The sequence below is a fragment of the Streptomyces sp. Q2 genome (genome assembly GCF_056820935.1).
Genome location: NZ_JBXEJE010000063.1, coordinates 1 through 19,412 on the forward strand (window position 1 = coordinate 1; position 19,412 = coordinate 19,412).

A 19,412-nucleotide genomic window follows, 5' to 3' on the forward strand; every position below is an offset into this window, starting at 1 on the left:
TGCTCATCGACCTGCCCGGCATCACCATGAGCGGCAAGCTGTACGACTCCGCACTCGGCCTGGTCCTCATCCACGTCGCCTTCCAGGCCGGCTTCTGCACCTTCGTACTCAGCAACTACATGCGCTCACTGCCGCACGAGCTGACCGAGGCCGCCCTCGTCGACGGCGCCTCGGTGTGGCGCCTGTACTGGCAGATCGTGCTGCCCCTGTGCAAGCCCGCCATGGCCGCCCTGGCCACGCTGCTGTCCATCTGGATCTACAACGACTTCTTCTGGGCCCTCGTCCTGATCTCCACCGGCGAGAACATGCCGATCACCTCGGCCCTGAACAACCTCTCCGGCCAGTACTTCACCGACCCCAACCTGGTCGCCGCCGGCGCCCTGCTCACCGCCATCCCCACCCTGATCGTCTACTTCGCACTCCAACGCCAGTTCGTCAGCGGCCTCACCCTGGGCGCCAACAAAGGCTGACGCCCCCTCAAGCCACCTGTCTCTGCTATCTCGGAGCGCCACCAGTGAGCACTGAACGCCGCCTTCGCCTTCCCGGCATCGTCTACGGCGGTGACTACAACCCCGAGCAATGGCCCGAGGCGGTCTGGGCCGAGGACATGCACCTGATGCGCGAGGCCGGCGTGACCATGGTCAGCGTCGGCATCTTCTCCTGGGCGCTGCTCGAACCGTCCGAGGACGTCTACGACTTCTCCCGCATGGACCGCATCCTCGACCTCCTCCACGAGAACGGCATCGCGGCCGACCTGGCCACCCCCACAGCGGCCCCGCCCGCCTGGTTCTTCAGGGCCCACCCGGAGGCGCTGCCGGTCGACCGGGACGGCCGCCGACTGTCGTACGGCAGCCGCCAGACATTCTGCCCGTCCAGCCCCGCCTACCGCGAGGCCGCCCTGCGCATCGCGGGGAAACTGGCCGCGCGGTACGCCGACCACCCGGCCGTCGTGATGTGGCACGTCCACAACGAGTACGGCTGCCACAACCCGGCCTGCTACTGCGACACCAGCGCCGCCGCCTTCCGCACCTGGCTGCGCGCCCGCTACAGCGACGACCTCGATGCCCTCAACCACGCCTGGGGCACCACCTTCTGGAGCCAGTGGTACCACGACTGGGACGAGATCATCCCGCCCCGCGCCACCGCGGCTCCTGCGAATCCCACCCACCAACTCGACTGGCGCCGCTTCTGTTCCGACGAACTTCTCTCACTGTGCACCGCCGAACGCGAGGTACTGCGCCAAGCCGCCCCGGACATCCCCGCGACCACCAACCTCATGGTCCTGCGCACCTTCGACGCCCTCGACTACTGGCGCTGGGCACCGGAGTTGGACATCCTCTCCAACGACCACTACCTGATGTCCGACGACCCGGAAGCGGAACTCGACATCGCCCTCAGCGGCGACCTCATGCGCTCCCTCGCGGGCGGCCCGTGGTTCCTCATGGAGCACTCGACCGGTGCCGTCAACTGGCAGCCGGTCAACCGGGCCAAGGATGTGGGAGAAATGCGGCGCAACGCACTCTCGCACGTGGCCCACGGCGCCGACGGCATCGCCTTCTTCCAGTGGCGGGCGGCGAAGGCGGGCGCCGAGCAGTGGCACTCCGCGATGCTGCCGCACGCCGGAACCGACAGCGCCATCTGGCAGGACGTCGTCCGACTGGGCAAGGACCTGAAGGCCCTGACCGAGGTGCGAGGCTCCACCGTCACGGCACAGGTGGCGATCGTGTGGGACTGGGACGCCCGCTGGGCACTGGAACTGCCCTCCCAGCCCAGCGGCGAACTGCGCTACCAGGACCTGGTGCGCGACTGGTACACACCCCTGTGGCGAGCGGGCGTCGCCGTCGACTTCGTACGCCCCGACGACCCCGGACTCGACCGCTACCAGCTCGTCCTCGTCCCTTCGCTCTACCTGGTGACGGACGCGGCAGCGGACAATCTCACCGCCTTCACCGCAGGCGGGGGCACGCTGGCCGTCGGCTTCCACAGCGGCGTGGTCGACGAGAACGGCCACATACGCCTCGGCGGCTACCCCGGCGCATTCCGCAACGTCCTGGGAGTGGTCACCGACGAGCTCTTCCCCTTGCTGCCGGGAGAGACAACGGGGCTGACCGGTGACATACCCCCGGGTGCCAGGGCCGACCTCTGGTCGGAACGGGTGCGGCTCGCCGGCGCGACGGCCGTCGCCTCCTACGCCGACAGCAGGTTGACCGGCGTGCCTGCCGTCACTCGCCATGCATACGGCAGCGGCACCGCCTGGTATCTGGCAACCCACCCGGACCAGGACACCCTGGCCACCCTGCTCCACCGCATCCGCCAGGACGCCGGCGTCACCCCCGAACACCAGGTGCCCGCCGGAATCGAGGTCGTCCGACGCCACGGCACCGAGGCCGACTTCCTGTTCCTCATCGACCACACCGGAAAAGGAGCCGAAGCCCCCGCCACGGGGATGGAGCTCCTCACCGCCACCCCGGTCACCGGAACGGTCTCCGTCCCTCCTGGAGGTGTCGCCGTCATCCGAGAACCACACCGCACCACGTCCTGACACCGAGTCAGAAGTCAGTGTCAGCGTCTTACCGACAGCGCCCGCAACGGCCGATCCCGGGGTGCCACACACGTGTCGTGCCCCAGTCCGGTTGAGATCCATCCGGCCAACCGGCAGACCGTGTTGTGAGACGCCGGCCCCAAGGGTCGCCCCGCGTCGCCGGCTCCGCCTCCCGCCCGCATCGCATCGCATTGAGGGATGGCAGGCGGCGCCGGCAGCACGAGGCGCGCACCAACCGCCCGTGCTCGACGGTGACCGGTCGGCGGTCTCCGGGTACGCCGCAGGTCGTGAGCCGGCTTCGGACAGATCGGTGGCCGCGCTGTTCTTCTCCTTCACACCATCAAGAGGCCCGACAGCGAACCGCCGTCGGCGAGTGCCCCACCCGTCGCACCCGTCGCCCACGGCTCGACCACAGCTCCGCCCTCCCTCTGACCCGCCTCCCCCGCATTCCGCTGCTCCGGCGTAGGCCCACTCGCCGGGCGACGCACCCAACGCACCGAAACACTCCTACCCTTCTCGACTTGGGAGCCGCACATGTCCCCCGCACAGACAGGTGCCAGACGCGGCGCCGCTCCGCGCCCCCGTCTCACCGCTCTCCCGTTCCTGCTGCTCGCTCTGGCCCTGGCTGCGGCGACACTGGTCCTGCCCGCCGCGGGCAGGGCAGACGCCATCTCCCGCCCCGCCCAGACCCTGTACACCCCGCCGTCCGGCTCACCCGCCCCTGGCTCGCTCTACCCGCGAGGGCTGCGTCTGCAGCACAACGGGGCGGCCAACGGCACCCTCCTCGCCACCTTCGAGCAGTACACGAACAGCACCCCCGTCTTCCCGATCTACCGCAGCACCGACAACGGCACCTCGTGGACGAAGATCTCCGAGGTCGCCGACACCCAGAACGGCTGGGGCATGCGCTGGGAGCCCGAGCTTTTCGAGCTGCCCACGGCGATGGGAGGCTTCCCGGCGGGTACCGTCCTGGCCGCCGGCGATTCCGTCCCCAGCAACCGCGGCGGCACCAAGATCGACCTGTACGCCAGCACGGACCGCGGACTGACCTGGAGTTTCGTCACCAACATCGCCACCGGTGGCGAGGCGATCTCCAGCAACGGCCACACGCCGGTTTGGGAGCCCTACTTCCTGATGTCGGGCAACAAGCTGATCGTCTACTACTCCGACCAGCGCGACACCGCCCACGGCCAGGAGATCGTCCACCAGGTCTCCACAGACCTCCGCACCTGGGGCCCGGTCGTGGACGACGTGTCGAAGCCGGCCTACGCGGACCGGCCCGGCATGCCGGTGGTCACCCGGCTGCCCAACGGCAACTACGTCATGACACACGAGTACTGCAACGCGCCCGAAGGCGGCTGCTCCGTGTACTACAAGATCTCCGCCGACCCCGAGGCGTTCGGTACGGCCACCGACCGGGTACTGCGGGCGACCGACGGCACCATCCCCAGCGGGGCACCCTTCGTCACCTGGCTGCCCACCGGCGGCCCGAACGGCACCCTCGCCGTGAGCGGCGACACCGTGGAGGATCTGTTCCTCAACACCGAGAACGGTGACCCGAACGCCTGGACCCGCATCCGGGCCAACGTCCCCCGCGGCTACAGCCGCGGCCTGCTCCCCCTGGCCGACGGACACAGCCTCATGGTGTTCACCGGCGGCCGTGCCGGCGTGAGCACCCTCAATCCCGTCCAATACAGCGTCATCGACCTGGGCGGCGGGATTTCCGACGGTGCCACCTACAGCATCGCCAACGCCAACAGCAACCTGATGTTGACCATCGCGGGCGGCTCAACCAGCAACGGCACCTACGCCACCCAACAGAACACCACCAACGGCACCGACCAGCAGTGGCGCTTCGTCCAGCAACCCTCGGGCTACTTCAAGATCTTCAATGTCGCCGGCGGCAAGGTCCTCGGCGTGCAGAACCAGTCCACCGCCGACGGCGCCAAGATCCTCCAGTGGGACGACAACGGCACCCTCGACCACGAATGGGCCGCCGCCCCCCATCCCGCCGGCGGCTACACCGTCACCAACCGCGTCACCGGCAAACTGCTCGAAATCCCCAACGCTTCCACCACCGCCGGCACCACCGCCGATCAGTGGAACACTTCCGGCTGCGACTGCCAGCGCTGGAACCTCACCCAGGCCGCCCTGCCCCCGCTGGGCACCGGACAGTACGTCCTCGTCAACAAGAACAGCGGCAAGTACCTCGACATCCCCGGCGCCTCCAACGCCACCGGCACAGCCGTCGACCAGTGGCGCAACTCCGCCTGCACCTGCCAGCTGTTCACCTTCCAGTCCGCCGGCAACGGGGCCTGGACCATCAAGAACGCCAACAGCAACCTCAACCTGGACATCCGCAACTCCTCCCCCACGGCAGGCGCGGCCCTCGTCCAGAACACCGCTTCCACCGCCGACTCGCAGAAGTGGACGCTCACCGACACGGGCAACGGCTACTACAGACTCCGCAACGTGAACAGCTCCCTCGTCGCGGGCGTCGCCCAGTCCTCCACCGCCGACGGCGCGGCCGTCGTCCAGTGGAACAGCCTCACCGTCGACGACCAGCTCTGGAAGATCGTCCGCATCAACTGACCCGACGAAGGACAGGGGGCCCGGCATCCCGCCGGCCGGGCTCCCCGTCCGCATCCTCATCTCCGAGAACCACATGTCGTGCGGCTACGGCGCCGCGATCCGGAGAACGGCCGGCTGGACGCGAGGTGCAACCGGGGCGCGTCTCCCGGTTGCCTCGCGCAGCCGGTCACCCGGCCCGGATGCCGCCGGCCCACCGCGTTCCTCGGCGTGACGCGTGCCGAGAAGACCTTCCCCTTCACCTCTGAAAAAGTGAGTTCAGACATGACAGGTTCCCCTACTCGCCGGCACGTGCTGAGCGGGGCGGCTGCAGGAGTGCTGGCCTCGTTGGCGGGGATTCCGCTTGCAGGCACCGCGTCCGCGGCGACGTACACGGCGCCCAATCCGCGTGTGTGGGTACACATCAACGATGGGTGGCGATTCATCAGGCAGGACGTCACAGGTGCGCAAGCGCCCGGGTTCGATGACTCCGCATGGACCTCGGTCACCACGCCCCACACCTACAACGCCGTCGACGGCGCCGACGGCGGCAACAACTACTACCGCGGAGTGGGCTGGTACCGCCGCCACTACACCGTGCCGTCCGCCATGGCCGGGAAGAGGCTCTACCTGCAGTTCGCCGGGGTCAACCAAGTCGCCGACGTCTGGATCAACGGCACGTATCTCGGGCAGCACAAAGGCGGATACGCCCGGTTCAGATTCGACGTCACCGGCGTACTCGTCCCCGGCGCGGACAACGTGATCGCGGTGAAGGTGACCAACGCCTACGACACCACCATCGCACCGGTGGGCGCGGACTACTCCTTCGAGGGCGGCATCTACCGCAACGTGAGCGTTTGGGCCGTCGACAACCTTCACGTGCGGATGACGGACTACGCGGGTCCCGGCGTCTACCTGCGGCAGAGCGGAGTGACCACGGCGTCGGCCACGGTGACCGTGACGACGAAGCTGTGGAACGACAACAGCGCCACCAGATCGGTAGCGGTCCGCACCGTCATCGCCGACAGCAGCGGGAACGTCGTCGCGGACACCAGCACCACCGCGCACTCGCTTGCCGCGGCCACCGGCGCGGACATCAGTCAGACCGTCACCGTCAACAGCCCGCGCCTGTGGAACGCTCTGGCGGATCCGTACCTCTACAACGCCAGCGTCGAGATCCACGACGTCACCGCGGGCGCGGACAGGGTCACTGATGTGGTGACCGAACGCCTGGGCCTTCGCTCCGTCGCCGTCGATGCCAACACCGGCTTCCGACTCAATGGCAGCCACCTCGGCCTGCACGGCGTCAACCTGCACCAGGAGCGGGCCGTCAAGGGCTGGGCGACAACCGACGCCGACCACATCCAGGACTTCGATCTCATCCAGGAGGTCGGCGCCAACACCATCCGGATGGCGCACTACCAGCACGACCAGAAGGACTACAACCTCGCTGACGAACGCGGGCTGATCGTGTGGGCGGAGATCCCCATGGTCAACACTGTCACCAACTCGACCGCCTTCACCGCCAACGCCCAGGGCCAGATGCGTGAGCTGATCCGGCAAAACTACAACCACCCGTCGATCGCCTTCTGGGGCATCGGCAACGAGCAGCTTGACTACAACGGAGCCGCCACGAACACGCTGCTCCGGTCATTGGCCGACATCGTCGCGTCCGAGGACCCCGACCGGCTCTCCACCTACGCCGTGCGCGGCGAGGACCCCGACAACGCGCAGTCAGGGCTGCACACGCAGACAACGGGCTTCAACAAGTACTACGGCTGGTACTACGGCTCCGCGGACGGTGACCTGGGTGCGTGGGCCGACAACCTGCACACCACCTCCCCGTCCCGCAGGATCGCCATGTCGGAGTACGGCGCCGGCGCCAACACCACCCAGCACGCCCTCAACCCGCCGAAGCCCTCACCGGGTGGCTCCTGGCATCCCGAGGAATACCAGTCGCTGTTCCACGAAGCGGCCTGGAAGCAGCTCGCCGCCCGGCCGTACATCTGGGGCTCGTTCGTCTGGGCCATGTTCGACTTCGCCTCCGACGGCCGTAACGAAGGAAGCCGGCCCGGCATCAACGACAAGGGCCTGGTCACCCACGACCGGCAGATCCGCAAGGACGCCTTCTACTGGTACAAGGCCAACTGGGCGAGCACTCCGACCCTTTACATCACCAGCCGACGCTGGACCCAGCGCACCGACGCCACCACCGAACTGAAGGTCTACTCCAACGCAAGTCAGGTCACCGCCACTCTCAACGGCACCTCCCTGGGAACCCTGAGCAGCAGCGACCACATTTTCCGGTGGGCCAACATCACACTGAAGCAGGGGAAGAACACCGTGACAGTCACCGCGACCATCAACGGCTCCACGTATACCGACAGCGTCGACTGGACTCTCGGCTGAGCATTTCCACGCTCGGTAGCACCTGCCGTTTGACCAGTCGATTCGGCGCCCTCATCACCCGGTCCGCGGCGCGGCCGTAGCGCTACGGCGCGGATGCGCCGCAGACGTCCGCCCTCGAACGCGCGATGCGCGCGTTCGGTCGGACAGCGAACCGGCCGCGAGCAGTAGGGGCGCACATCACGGTGTAGCCGTCGACGACCCACTACAAGCCGGTCATTCCGCCTCCCAGGTCGGTCCGGAAGGGCGGGCAGGGCGACCTTGGCGTCCAGGCGTCCAGGCGTCCAGGCGTCCAGGGTGATAGGCCCCCGCAGATGAGAACGCACGCGACCCAACTGCGCACATGACCGAGCCAATGCGCGTCTGGATCACTTGGCGGTGAAGTCGGCTGCCTTCGTGTCCAGCGTCGTGTCGCCGGCTTTGGCGGTGGCCAGGACGGCGACGTGCCACAGACCGCCCGGGGACGCTTCAGCGTCGGCGCGGCTGACGGTGGCGGTATAGGTGCAGCGCACGGTGTCCTCACCGGCCGGCTCGCAAACGGCCGACTCCACGCCGGCCATATCCTTCGCGGTCAGCCCCTTCTTCGCGAAGGACGAGTTCGCCGGCCAGGCCAGGACCTTCACGTCCTTGACGCCCGAGGACGCCGTGACGTCAGTGGTGAAGGTCAACGAGCCGCCACGATCGCCGTCGGGGGCAACGTAACGGGCGGTGCTGTGCGCCACAGAAGGAGGCTGGTCCCCGGCGTGGGCGACGGCGAACGTTCCGGCACCTGCGAGCACGGCGACACCGGCGGCCACGGACACAACGATACGGCGAGACATGAACAATTCCCCCATGAGGCTCAGCTGGATCGGGCTGGCGCTTTTCGGCTGCGCTGTTGCACCCATACTGGCCGCGCCACGGGCACCGGGAATGAGCACACGTACTCAACTCAAGCCTGAGTAGGGCCAGTCCAGGTTGCGGGACCATCTGAGGGCTTGTGAGCGTCAAGGCTGAGCGGTCGCACGGTCGACCGTTTCTTCCGCGTCCGGACGTTGCCGTCGCGCTGACGGCGGCACGGGCGCGGCGGCCCGCCGACGTGCAAGGTGGTTGCGCTGGGGGGCGTCCTGCGCGTCGATCATCAGGTGGCAGACGAGGTCCCGGACGAGCCAGCCGGTACAGCCGGACGGCTGCTCGAAGTGCCGGTCCGGGAGTTCGTCCGTGCGCAGTGCTGCCCAGGAACGTGTGAAGAGAGCCACAGCGGCACCGTGGTGAGGTGCCGGAGCGGCGGACGAGGGCGGGTGCACGTCGCCTCGGGTCGTGGCGAAAAGGTCAGGGGTGGTGCGGGGCGGGCCAGGCGTGGCGTCCTGGCCGGCCCGGTCTCCCCGGCGGTGAGCAGGGCGAGGCGGCGTCCAGGTGTTCGGTGTCGTGGTCGGCGGCCGCGGAGACGGTGGCGGCCCATTCCCTGCGGACGGGCGTTGTTGGCCCGGTCGAGTTCGGTGGTGTGGACGCTCACGCCGCGGCCGTCTCCCGGGTCGGCGCGTCGCTCGACGAGGCCCTGGCGTTCGAGCCCGCCCAGGACGGCGGACAGATCGTTGCGCTGCAGCTGGGCCCATCGCTGTTCGTCGTCCGGTCCTGCGGCCGGACCGTCTGGTGCGTTCGGTCCTCCCTCACGGCTCCTGAGTACGGGTTTGCCAGCAAGTAGTTATGAGCGCATACTCCTTATGGCTTCATAGTTATGGAGTCATAACATTCTCCTGGGAGCTGTCATGACGACAACCACCTCCTCCCGGCATACCGGAGCGAGCGCGCTCTCGCCCCATGCCACGGCCCGCGCGGGCGGCCTGCATCCGATGGGAGTGCTCATCCTGCTGGCCGGCGCGTTCCTGCCGATCATGGACTTCTTCATCACCAACGTGGCCCTGCCCAGCATCGACGCCTCGCTGCACGCGTCCGCGTCCTCCCTTGAGCTGGTGATCGCCGGATACGGCGTCGCGTACGCGACCCTGCTGGTTCTCGGCGGCCGGCTCGGCGACCGCTACGGCCGCCGCCGGATCTTCCTCGGGGCCCTCGTCGGCTTCCTGCTCGCCTCCCTGGCCTGCGGAATCGCCCCGAACGTGGGCGCGCTCATCGGGGCCCGCATCGTCCAGGGCGCCACCGCCGCCCTGCTCATCCCCCAGGTGCTGGCGACCTTCCACCACGTCCTCGAAGGTGAACGCAAGGCCCGCGCGGTAGCCCTGTACGGGGCGGCCTCCGGCATCGCCGCCGTGGTGGGACAGCTGGTGGGCGGTCTGCTGGTCAGCGCCGACATCGCCGGCACCTCCTGGCGCCCGATCTTCCTGGTCAACGTGCCCATCGGCGCGGTCGTGCTCCTGCTGGCGGCCCGGATGGTGCCCGACACCCGCTCGCAGCACCCCGTCGGCATCGATCTGCCCGGCACCGTCCTGTTCGCCGCCACCCTGACCGCGCTGCTGGTGCCGCTCACCGAGGGGCACTCGCTGGGCTGGCCCTGGTGGACCTGGGCGCTGCTCGCCCTCGCGATCGTCCTGGGTGCCTGCACCTACGTCGTGGAAAAGCGCACCGAGCGGCGCGGCGACGTACCGCTGCTGCCGCCGTCCCTGCTGCGCCTGCCCTCGATGTCACGCGGCCTGGCCATGGTGTTCGCCTTCAGCATCGGCTTCGGCGCCTTCATGTTCGTCTTCGCCCTCACCGTCCAGGACGGCCTGCACGCCGACGCGCTCCACAGCGGCCTGGCCATCCTTCCGATGGCCCTCTTCTTCTTCGCCGGTTCACTCATCGCGCCCCTCCTGATCACCCGGTTCGGCCGGGCGGCGCTGTCCGCCGGCGCCGTCGTCCAACTGGTGGGCCTGGCCGCACTGGTGACGATCGTGCTCGAGAACTGGCCGCACGTCAGCCTGTGGTCGATGGCCGTACCCCTCGCGCTGGTCGGCGCCGGGCAGTCGATGCTGTTCGCCGGCCTGTTCCGCAGCGTCCTCGCCGACGTCCCCACCCACCTGGCCGGAATCGGCAGCGGCGTGCTGATCACCTTGCAGCAGAGTGGACTCGCCCTCGGCGTGGCCACCCTCGGCACGCTCTATCTGGTCCTCGCGCCGCACAACGTCTCCCACGCGTTCGCCGGAGTCGAGTACGTGCAGATGGGCATCGTCGCCCTGCTCGCGGTCGGCGCCTTCGCCCTGCCGCGCTTCAACAAGGCCGCGTCGGCCGCTCCGGTCGTCGACGCCTGAACCCGCCGCCCCGCGAACGCGGACGCGCTCATGGCCACCATCGCGCATGAGCGAGACCACGGCCATCCCGAGGGGCCGCGAAAGGGAGCACTGATGAGTCTCGAGTCTCCTGGACCTTTCCCGGTGACTCCTCCGCGTCCAGAAGGACGGGGCTTCTCGCTATGCCGGGTTGGCGTCGCGACGGACCAGCCCGGCCCGTAATACCTTGGTGGCTCCGACTGTGTCGGCGTGGGCGGTGTGGCCGCAGGCAACGCAGTGGACGGCGGCCGACGGCCCGGTGCCCGGGGGCATCACGGGTCTCGAACTGGGCCCGTGGGGCAGGATCGCGCGCTTCACCGCCGTGTGGAACGGGGCCTACGCCGACGACCCCATGCTGACCCGGCTGGCGCGGCAGGCGCGGCAGGCGCGGCAGGCGATTGAGCGATGACCTGAGCGTCGCCGATTCCGGCCGGGCGGTGGCGGGGGTCCGCTCGTGTCCGCTCGGCCGGAGCCGGACCCATGGGTTCGGTATGAACCCGGTATGACGGCGGCGCGTCAGGTGCGCGCGGGACCTGCCCGGGAGTACATGGCAGTAGGTCTCGGCGAGGAAGGGAGGTCGCGATGGGCAGTCTGCCCGAGCTGACCACGGGACGGTTGCTGTCGTCGTGGCACCTGGATGTGCCGGCGCTGCTGCTGGTCGGCCTGTTCGGGGTGCTGTACGGCTGGGGGGTGCTGCGGGTGAGACGGCGGGGCGAGCGCTGGCCCGTGCCCCGCGTCGGGGCCTTCGCGCTGCTCGGGCTCGGCACGCTCGTCGTGGCCACGATGTCCGCACTGGCCGTGTACGACCGGGTGCTGTTCTGGCCGGCCGCCGTCCAGAACGTCCTGCTCGACCTGATCGCTCCGCTCGGGCTGGCCCTGGGCGATCCGCTGCGCCTGGCTCTGAACGCGCTGCCCGGGCCGGCCGTCGGCCGCGTGCGGCGGGCGATGGCCGGGCGGACGGTGCGGCTGCTCACCTTTCCGCTGGTCAGCACCGCCCTGGTGCTCGCGACCGAACTGACGGTGTACTTCACGCCCTACTTCGCGACCGCGCTGCGTGACAGCTGGCTGCACGAGCTGATGTACCTGCACCTGCTGCTCGCCGGATGCCTGTTCGTGGTGCCGGTGCTCACCCGCGAGGAGGCACTGCCCAGGTGGTGCACCCATCCGGTCCGGGCGGCGCTGGTGTTCCTCGACGGGGTCATCGACGCCGTGCCGGGCATCGTGGTCATGACCCACGGCACGCTGATCGCCGGGGCCTGGTACCTGCACCATGCGCCTTCCTGGGCTCCGGACACGCGGCACGACCAGCAACTCGGCGGTGGCGCCATGATCAGCATCGCGGAACTGGTGGCGTTGCCCTTCCTGCTGGCCGTCCTCGTGCAGTGGGCGCACACCGAACGCGCCCAGACGACGGCCCTGGACCACCGCCTGGACGCGGAGCTGATCCTCGCGATGCCGGCGACGGGTGCCGCGCAGGGGCAGGGTGTGGTGGCCGACGGCGGCGGACGTGGTGCGGACCTCGTCCGCCCGTGGTGGGAGACGGAGAACGGCGAAGTGGCCGAGCGCATCCGGCAGCGGCGACCGGGCTGAGCGGCGTACACACCCCGCCGGCGCCGGCGGTCCACGGAGAGAGCAACGCCCGGGGACCGGCGCTGACCTCAGCGAACGGAGCGTATTCCGCGCACAGAGATGCATCTGGGTCCACACGGCCCCGGCGTGGCACTGCCCGGCCCGGAGACGCCGGGGCAGGGGCCGCCGTAGCTTTCGCGCAACTCCTCCATGTGCGCCACCCACCACTTCGGGCTACGTCGCGCTCTGACCGGCGCGGCCGTCCCCCGCCCGACCTGCCGCCCCTCCCCAACACAGCAGACAGACAACCCCGCCACCACGTCGAGCATCCGCACGGGATCGAAGACGGCGCGCTGACGACGGACCAGGCCGCCTGGCACGCGCTATAGCCATCCGCGGCGAGGACCGGCAACCTTCCCCCCTCACCCACCAGGCACCGCCCGGTGTTACTCCCCGCTGATCGGGCCAGGCCCTGTCATGGCTGACGCTCGGATCGGCCTCCCTGAGGTCGCCTCAAAAATGACCAATGCGGACCTCGTCGTGGTCGACAGTGTCAGCCGGCGATCACCCATAGAGCGAACCGGCTCCCGGGTTGTTGCCCTTGAAGCGCTGGCCCGCGGCGATCTCCTCGCCGACCACCGACCAGACGGTCTCGTCGTCCTGGAAGGGGAGTGGGTCAATGCTGCTCGTCTCCTGACAGATCCGCTCGACATCGTGCTCCAGGCGCTCGAAGTCGGCTTCCTCGTCGCCGTCGTCGCGGCTGAAGGTGAACTCCTCGAGCAGGCGCTGGAACCGGAGGGTGACCTGCACGAGGGAGGAGACGTCCGTGTGGAGTTCCTGCACGGTCCCCTCGTCGGCGTCGAAGGCGTGCACCTTGCCGGAACCGGGATCGAGGGCGAGGTGGGCGTTGAGCAGCCAGCCGATGACGGGCCATTCGCCCGCGTCCGCCGAGGCCTCCTCGAAGTCCTCGGCGTCGACCACGTCCTGGACGAGGGGCAGCCGACCGGAGTCCTCGTCGGGCTCACGCAGCCACAGCGTCCCGGCGGGGACGCCGACGGTCTGCAGGAGCCGGGCGCCCTCCGTGTCCGCGGTGGAGGGCGGGAAGGCGGTGGCGGGCAGGGTCGCGAGCCGGTCCTCGCCGAAGATGTCGGCCAGTTCGCTGCGTGTGATGTCGAAAAGCACTGCCGGAACTCCGAACTCGGCGGCGGCACGGGCGCCGTGGGACCCTCGGGGACGGAAGCGGTCACTACAACAGCGCCCGCTTCTCTTCAAAATATGCTGATGCGCGAACCAGGACTTGCCGAGCTGCCGAGTCCCGGTCTGCGGGAGCATCTCGGCACTGGTCCGCTCATGGCTCGGAGCCTAACCAGTCAGCGCGATGCCCTCCAACCGATGACCCAGCCGGCCAGCTCCCGATCTCACGCACAGAGATCCTTGCCCAGGTGACAAGTGACAGACCGGTCATGGCTCCGTGTCCGTGGTAGGCCAAGGCTGCCCACCCGACACACGGGTGCGTGTGGGGCGGGCCACTGTGGCCTTGGCGTGCTACCTGATGCCGATCTCGGCCAGCTGCAGGCGGAACTTGGTGGACTCGTCGGAAGCCGGAGTGCCGAGTTTGGTTGCCGTCAGTCGCAGGTAGCGGCCGGTGGAGGTGAGGTTGTAGGTCTGGGCGGCTCCGCTCGGGTTGGACTGTCCGGTGACGGTGCGGGCGGTGGTGTAGGTGCTGGATCCATCGGGGCGGGTCTGGATGGTGAAGTCGGCGGGGAAGTTCGCCGAGCCGCCGCCGGCTCCGCCGGCGTCGGTGCGCGGGTGGAGGGTGACGGAGCCGATGGACCGGTCGGCGCCGAGGTCGACCTCGATCCACACGGGTGTGGCGCTGACGTCGGCGGCGGGGAAGTCGATGCTGGTGAAGCCCTTGGCGCCGGTGACGCTGGTGGTGGTGCCCTCGAGGATCCGGGTCTTGCCCCAGTCGCTGTTCTCGAGTGTGCAGTTGGCCGTGACCGTGGTCGCGGCGGTGGGGACGGTGAGTTCGGCGAGTTGCAGGCGGAACTTGGTGGACTCGTCGGAAGCCGGAGTGCCGAGCTTGGTGGCTTGGAGGCGGACGTGGCGGGCGGTGGTGGCCTTGAATCCGTACGTCTGTACCAGCCCCTGGGGGTTGGACTGTCCGGTGACGGTGCGGGCTGTGGTGTACGTGCTGGAGCCGTCGGGGCGGGTCTGGATCGTGAAGTCGACGGGGAACCCCGCGGTCCCGCCTCCGGCCGCCGGTGTGTCGGTGCGGGGGAAGAGGCGTACGGCGTCGAGGTCGGTGTCGGCTCCGAGGTCGATCTCCACCCACACGGGATTCGCGCTGACGTCGGCGGAGGTGAACTCGTTGCTGGTGTACCCCCTGGCGCCGGACACACTGGTGAGCTTGCCGTCGGTGAGCCGACTCTTGCCCCAACTGCTGTTCTCCAGGCTGTTGTTGCTGGTGACCGGCCGGTCCAGGGCCAGGTTGTCGAGGCGGCCGGTGCCCGTCGCCGTGAACGTCCACGTGCCTGGCTGGACCTTGAAGTAGACGTACGAGGAGTCCTTGCCGTCGTAGCTGAGACCGCTGACGTTGCCCGTCGAGGAGCCGCCGGTGAAGACGGTGGTGCCGTTCGCCTTGATGACGGGCTGGGAGCCGCCGTAGGTGGGCACGCCCACCCGAGCGGTCGTCCCGCTCGGCGAGGTGAGCGTCAGGGTCACCTGGGTGCCGTCGCGTGTGATGCCGAGGCGGATGTCGCCCTCGGCGGTCGGCGTCACGGTGTTGATCTTCGTGAGGGTGCCGGTCTGGGGGATGACCTCGTAGGTCTCCCAGCCCGCCTTGGTGGGCCGGACGCCGGCGGCGTAGGCGGACAGGGCGTACAGCGGCCCACCGTTCCAGGCGTGGTTGTCGGTGCCTTGCGACTTGACCCACACCTCCCACAGGGTGTGGCAGGCGGGGTCGGCGACCTGGGCGGCGAAGCGGTTGCGCATCCGCTCCTCGGCAACCGTGGCCGCGCCCATGAGGTACAGCGCCTCCAGGACGTAGAACTCCATGTAGGGGCTTGCGTTGAGGTGGGTGCGCAGCACGTTGGTGATCGCCGGGTAGTGGCCGGCGGTGGCCAGGCCCGCGACGACGGCGAGGGCGTTGGCCCGGTCGTCGGTGTCGCCGGTATAGCCGGGCGAGCGGTACTCGTTCTTCGTGGAGTTCCACAGCAGGGTGTCGAAGTTGGCCTTGATGCTGGTGCGCTGGGCCTGCCATCCGGCGACGTCGCCTGTGTTGCCGCTGAGGTCGGCGAGCTTGGCGGCGGTGTCCAGGGCCAGGTAGTACCAGCAGTTGTTCAGGACGCGGGTGTCTATGTCGGTGCCCCAGTCCTGCCAGTCCCAGTCACCGGCACGGTGGGCCACCAGACCGTCGCTGCCCAGACCCCACAGGTCCAGGTACTTCTTCACCGCCGGGTAGGCCCCGGTGACCGTGCTCGTGTCGCCGGTGTAGAGGTGGAACGTCCAGAACGACCACACCGAGGCGAGCATCTGGTTGGGCAGTTCGGCGGTCCAGATGGTCGAGGGCATTGGAGAGTAGAGCGCCCCGCTGTCTTTGTACCAGGCCGCCAGCTGCGAGATGGCCTTCTTGCCGAGGGCGTGGGAGTTGGTGTCGAAGGTGTAGAAACCTTCCTTCAGCTGGTTGACCACGTCGCCCCACCACTGGGCGCGTTCGCGGGTCGGGCAGTCCATGTAGTTGTCCCGCATGTTGACGTACATGGTGCGGGCGGCCTTGGTCCACACGGTGTCGAGGAGGGCGTCGCTGCTGGTGAATGACCCGGCGAAGTCCGTGTCGTAACCGCTCTCCCGGTACTTCAGGTCCAGGATCGTCACGCCCGCCGGGATGGTGTACCGCACGGCGGTGCCGCTCATCCAGCCCAGCGCCTCGAACTCCTGGACCCCGCCGGTGCAGACGTAGGTGGCGCGGACGTTGAAGATGGTGGCCTGGTCGATGCCGACCAGGCCCTTGCCGTCGTCGTAGTGGTCGGTCTGGATGCCGATCACCGCGCCGGCCGGAGCGTTGACCTTCAGGTACGGCGTGACCTGGATGTTGGACGGCAGGGCGGCCGAGATGGCCGTGGAACCCTGGCCGGCGCTCGGGAGCGAGGCGGCGTTGGTGTAGGACTTCAGGCCGGAGTAGCGGAACTGCGGGATCGGCCGCTCGACGAGGCCGTTCCAGGGGGCGGCGCCGGCGGCGCCGAAGTCGGTGGGCGCACTCCAGGCACTGTCGTCGAAGCCGGATGACTGCCAGTCGGCCATGGCGCCGGCGTTGCGGGCGTCGTAGTAGACGTTCGATTCCGGCAGCCGGAAGTTGACCTGGGTGCCACTGGTGTTGTTCGAGTAGCCCGGGTGGACCGTGTGCTTCCAGCCGGTGTCGCTGACCAGACGGGTGATGGTGGTACCGGTCGCGATGTCGGACTGGAACAACAAACCGCCCTTGCCGCTGCTGCTGTGCGAGAAGCCCTGCTTGCCGAAGTACCGCACCAGCAGTGCCACGGTGTTGGTGCCGCTGGTCAGGTACGGGGCGAGGTCGATCTCGTCGTAGTACGTGTCCGTACGGTTCGGACCGCGCTTGAGGCCGCCCTCGAAGACCACCAGCGTTCCGTTCACCCACAGCCAGTACTTGGAATCGGCCGCGATCTGCGTGACCGCTTTCGACGGCGCCGAAGCGAGGGTGAACGATCTGCGGAAGGCCACCCACTGGTTCGCCGAACTGGAGGGCGCCCAGAGCCACTTGGCGGTCCACGAGACCGCCGCGGACGCCGTCGGCGCCAGCCCGGGCAGGACCAGGGAACCCAGGGTGGGGGCCAGGGCCACGGCTATGGCTGAGCGCAGGGCGGACCGGCGCGTGACATCGTGCATCGCGGGCTCCTTGGAGATGTGCGGAGAGGGCAGCAAACGCGCGGGCAAGCCGGAGCCGGGGGGAAGGGAATGGTTGGTTCCGGGGTTTTGAAACGTTTCATTCGCATGTTTGCAGGCGAGATCCTTGCCCTGTTCACTGCGTGGTGTCAATGGTCGTGCAGTCGGCGTTCTCACGAGCGGCCCGAGTGCGAAGGGAAGTCTCCGCACTCCAGGAGGGTGGGGCGCAAGACGTCTCTACCGCCACGAGCGGGCTCAGGCGCGAGCGCCGGAGAGCAAACTGGTCAGTTCCGTTGACGCGCCCTTAAGTGACATCTATCTTCTGCTCGAACTTGCGAACGAGGTTCGATTTTTCGAACCATGGCCGTCAAAGGGGACAGCCCGTGTTGAGCACCTGTCACTGGCTCACTCCTGAGACAGTCCCGTCGGCCCTCTTTGCCGCCTTCGCCACGCGGCCCGCGGCTGCTGCGTCTCCGGCCGCTGCCACACTCACGCGGAAACCGCGACTCCTCGGCCGCTGACCGGCATCACGCCACGTTCCACGTCGGCGCCGAGCCAGTCCTGCCCCCACGGCACACAGGCCGGGCCTCACCCTCGACCTCACTCGCACCTGATCACGGCACTCCAGATAGACAGGAACGCATATGCCCGCGGTTCGCGCTCGGCTGACGGCGATATTCATCGCCGCCTGCCTGCTCTTCACAGCCCAAGTCGTGACCACAGCTCAGCGGGCCGCCGCCGCGGACCCGGGTTACCTGATGACGCACTTCATCGGGGAGGGGGCGACCGGTCAGCAGATGTACTTCTCGTACAGTGCGGACGGTCTGAACTGGACCGATCTCAACGGCGGCGGGATGACCCTGCGCTCCACGGTCGGCACCCGCGGAGTACGGGACCCCGCGCTGGTGCGCTCTCCAGGCGGTGACAAGTACTGGATCATCGCGACCGACCTGTGCATCGGCTGCGGGCAGTCGTGGTCGGACTCCACCTCCAACGGCAGCCGCAACCTCGTGGTGTGGGAGTCGACGGACCTGGTCACGTGGTCGGCGCCGTGGCTGCTGAACGTCGCCGGCGCGATTCCCGACGGGCGCAACGCCTGGGCCCCGGAGGCGATCTGGGACCCGGCCACCAACGACTACGTCCTGTACTGGGCGACCAACGCCACCCTCAACGGAGTGCTGAAGCACCGCATCTACTACGCCCGCACCACCGACTTCCACACCATCACGACACCGCAGATCTACATCGACCGCCCCGGCACCCAGGGCATCATCGACACCCAGATCGTCGAGGTCCCCTCCGGTGTCGGCAACTACCGCTACGTACGGGCCTCCGGCGACGGCCAGATCACGCTCGAGGGCAGCAACTCGATCCTCGGCACCTGGACCAACCTCGGCAACCTCTCCGGCATCGGCCTGACCGGCTCTCAGGTCGAGGGCCCGATGTGGATGAAGTTCCGGGACCGCAACGAGTGGACCCTCTACCTCGACCAGTACGCGGCCGGAAAGGGCTACATGCCGGTCGCGACGAACAACCCGTCCGTCACCAGCACCTACCAGCTCCCCACGTCGGGAACCTACTCCCTGGGCGGCACCAAGAAGCGCCACGGCTCGATCCTGAACCTGACGGCCGCCGAGGACACCCGGATCCAGGCCCGCTGGGCGAACACCGCGGCCAAGCGGCTGCAGTCCTTCAACTTCCAGGACCGCTACGTACGGCACGCCAACTTCGATGTACGCATCGACCAGAACGTCACCAACGACGACGCCAAGTTCCGGCCGCGACCGGGCCTGGCCGGGTCCGGCACCGTCTCCTTCGAGTCGGTCAACTTCCCCGGCTACTACCTGCGGCACGACGGATCCGACTTCCAGCTCGTCTACAACGACCGCACCACCCAGTTCGCCGAGGACGCCACCTTCCGCCAGGTCGCCGGACTCGCCGACTCGACCTGGTCCTCGTTCCAGTCGTACAACCACCCCGACCGCTACATCCGCCACTACGCCTTCCAGCTGAAGCTCGAAACGATCACCACCGCGACGGGACGCAGCGACGCCACCTTCCGTCTGACGAGCTGACCTGACAGGGATGCCGGCGCCCTCGGGCGGCGCACCTGCCGCCCGCCCTCAAGCGAGGAAGGCGTCGGCATCCCACCCGCGAGCGCAACGCGACAGCAGGTGTAATTC

Annotated in this window: 13 protein-coding genes; 9 read left to right on the plus strand and 4 right to left on the minus strand. The window is 68.6% G+C overall.

The annotated features are described in order from the left end of the window. The 4 genes from ACWBNA_RS43320 to ACWBNA_RS43335 all read left to right on the plus strand — a co-directional run. On the plus strand, positions 1-470 hold a 470-nt coding region (locus ACWBNA_RS43320; protein WP_482706801.1), incomplete at its 5' end, for a carbohydrate ABC transporter permease. Between the two features lie 44 nt (positions 471-514). Continuing rightward, the gene (locus tag ACWBNA_RS43325; protein WP_482710121.1) at positions 515-2,542 is read left to right on the plus strand and encodes a beta-galactosidase; all 2,028 of its coding nucleotides are present in this window, start codon (positions 515-517) and stop codon (positions 2,540-2,542) included. A gap of 534 nt (positions 2,543-3,076) precedes the next feature. Next, positions 3,077-5,134: an RICIN domain-containing protein gene (locus ACWBNA_RS43330; RefSeq protein ID WP_482710122.1), complete on the plus strand. Its 2,058-nt coding sequence runs from the start codon at positions 3,077-3,079 to the stop codon at positions 5,132-5,134. 387 nt (positions 5,135-5,521) lie between these two features. Further along, complete coding sequence (locus ACWBNA_RS43335) at positions 5,522-7,519, plus strand: glycoside hydrolase family 2 protein (RefSeq protein WP_482710123.1); 1,998 nt, start codon at positions 5,522-5,524, stop codon at positions 7,517-7,519. 365 nt (positions 7,520-7,884) lie between these two features. On the opposite strand, the gene ACWBNA_RS43340 is transcribed toward ACWBNA_RS43335, so the two are convergent. Beyond that, positions 7,885-8,337: a DUF5707 domain-containing protein gene (locus ACWBNA_RS43340; protein WP_482710159.1), complete on the minus strand. Its 453-nt coding sequence runs from the start codon at positions 8,335-8,337 to the stop codon at positions 7,885-7,887. A 165-nt stretch (positions 8,338-8,502) separates the two neighbouring features. Next, complete coding sequence (locus ACWBNA_RS43345) at positions 8,503-8,754, minus strand: maleylpyruvate isomerase N-terminal domain-containing protein (RefSeq protein WP_482710124.1); 252 nt, start codon at positions 8,752-8,754, stop codon at positions 8,503-8,505. A gap of 164 nt (positions 8,755-8,918) precedes the next feature. Between ACWBNA_RS43345 and ACWBNA_RS43350 the strand changes: the two genes are divergently transcribed. The 4 genes from ACWBNA_RS43350 to ACWBNA_RS43365 all read left to right on the plus strand — a co-directional run bounded on the left by ACWBNA_RS43350 (position 8,919) and on the right by ACWBNA_RS43365 (position 12,348). Next, positions 8,919-9,200, plus strand: a complete 282-nt coding sequence (locus ACWBNA_RS43350; protein WP_482710125.1) for a hypothetical protein — start codon at positions 8,919-8,921, stop codon at positions 9,198-9,200. Between the two features lie 64 nt (positions 9,201-9,264). Then, positions 9,265-10,740, plus strand: coding sequence for an MFS transporter (locus ACWBNA_RS43355; protein ID WP_482710126.1), 1,476 nt, complete (start codon positions 9,265-9,267; stop codon positions 10,738-10,740). A 208-nt stretch (positions 10,741-10,948) separates the two neighbouring features. Beyond that, on the plus strand, positions 10,949-11,167 hold the full coding sequence (locus tag ACWBNA_RS43360) for a hypothetical protein (RefSeq protein ID WP_482710127.1): 219 nt from the start codon (positions 10,949-10,951) through the stop codon (positions 11,165-11,167). A 173-nt stretch (positions 11,168-11,340) separates the two neighbouring features. Next, positions 11,341-12,348: a cytochrome c oxidase assembly protein gene (locus tag ACWBNA_RS43365; protein ID WP_482710128.1), complete on the plus strand. Its 1,008-nt coding sequence runs from the start codon at positions 11,341-11,343 to the stop codon at positions 12,346-12,348. A 543-nt stretch (positions 12,349-12,891) separates the two neighbouring features. Here ACWBNA_RS43365 and ACWBNA_RS43370 read toward each other — a convergent pair. Together ACWBNA_RS43370 and ACWBNA_RS43375 are read right to left on the minus strand one after the other, a co-directional pair. Continuing rightward, positions 12,892-13,509 (minus strand): SUKH-4 family immunity protein, encoded by a 618-nt coding sequence (locus ACWBNA_RS43370; RefSeq protein WP_482710129.1) that lies wholly within the window; start codon positions 13,507-13,509, stop codon positions 12,892-12,894. Positions 13,510-13,872: 363 nt separating this feature from the next. Further along, positions 13,873-17,232: an alpha-L-rhamnosidase-related protein gene (locus ACWBNA_RS43375; protein WP_482710130.1), complete on the minus strand. Its 3,360-nt coding sequence runs from the start codon at positions 17,230-17,232 to the stop codon at positions 13,873-13,875. 641 nt (positions 17,233-17,873) lie between these two features. On the opposite strand from ACWBNA_RS43375, the gene ACWBNA_RS43380 reads away from it, so the two are divergent. Further along, the gene (locus tag ACWBNA_RS43380) at positions 17,874-19,304 is read left to right on the plus strand and encodes a glycoside hydrolase family 43 protein (protein WP_482710131.1); all 1,431 of its coding nucleotides are present in this window, start codon (positions 17,874-17,876) and stop codon (positions 19,302-19,304) included. Positions 19,305-19,412: the final 108 nt, after the last annotated feature.

Bases quoted from the DNA above. Each gene is read 5' to 3' on its own strand.
- ACWBNA_RS43330 (WP_482710122.1), top strand. From the start codon at position 3,077: ATGTCCCCCGCACAGACAGGTGCCAGACGCGGCGCCGCTCCGCGCCCC.
- ACWBNA_RS43340 (WP_482710159.1), bottom strand. From the start codon at position 8,337: ATGTCTCGCCGTATCGTTGTGTCCGTGGCCGCCGGTGTCGCCGTGCTC.
- ACWBNA_RS43355 (WP_482710126.1), top strand. From the start codon at position 9,265: ATGACGACAACCACCTCCTCCCGGCATACCGGAGCGAGCGCGCTCTCG.
- ACWBNA_RS43365 (WP_482710128.1), top strand. From the start codon at position 11,341: ATGGGCAGTCTGCCCGAGCTGACCACGGGACGGTTGCTGTCGTCGTGG.
- ACWBNA_RS43375 (WP_482710130.1), bottom strand. From the start codon at position 17,232: ATGCACGATGTCACGCGCCGGTCCGCCCTGCGCTCAGCCATAGCCGTG.
- ACWBNA_RS43380 (WP_482710131.1), top strand. From the start codon at position 17,874: ATGCCCGCGGTTCGCGCTCGGCTGACGGCGATATTCATCGCCGCCTGC.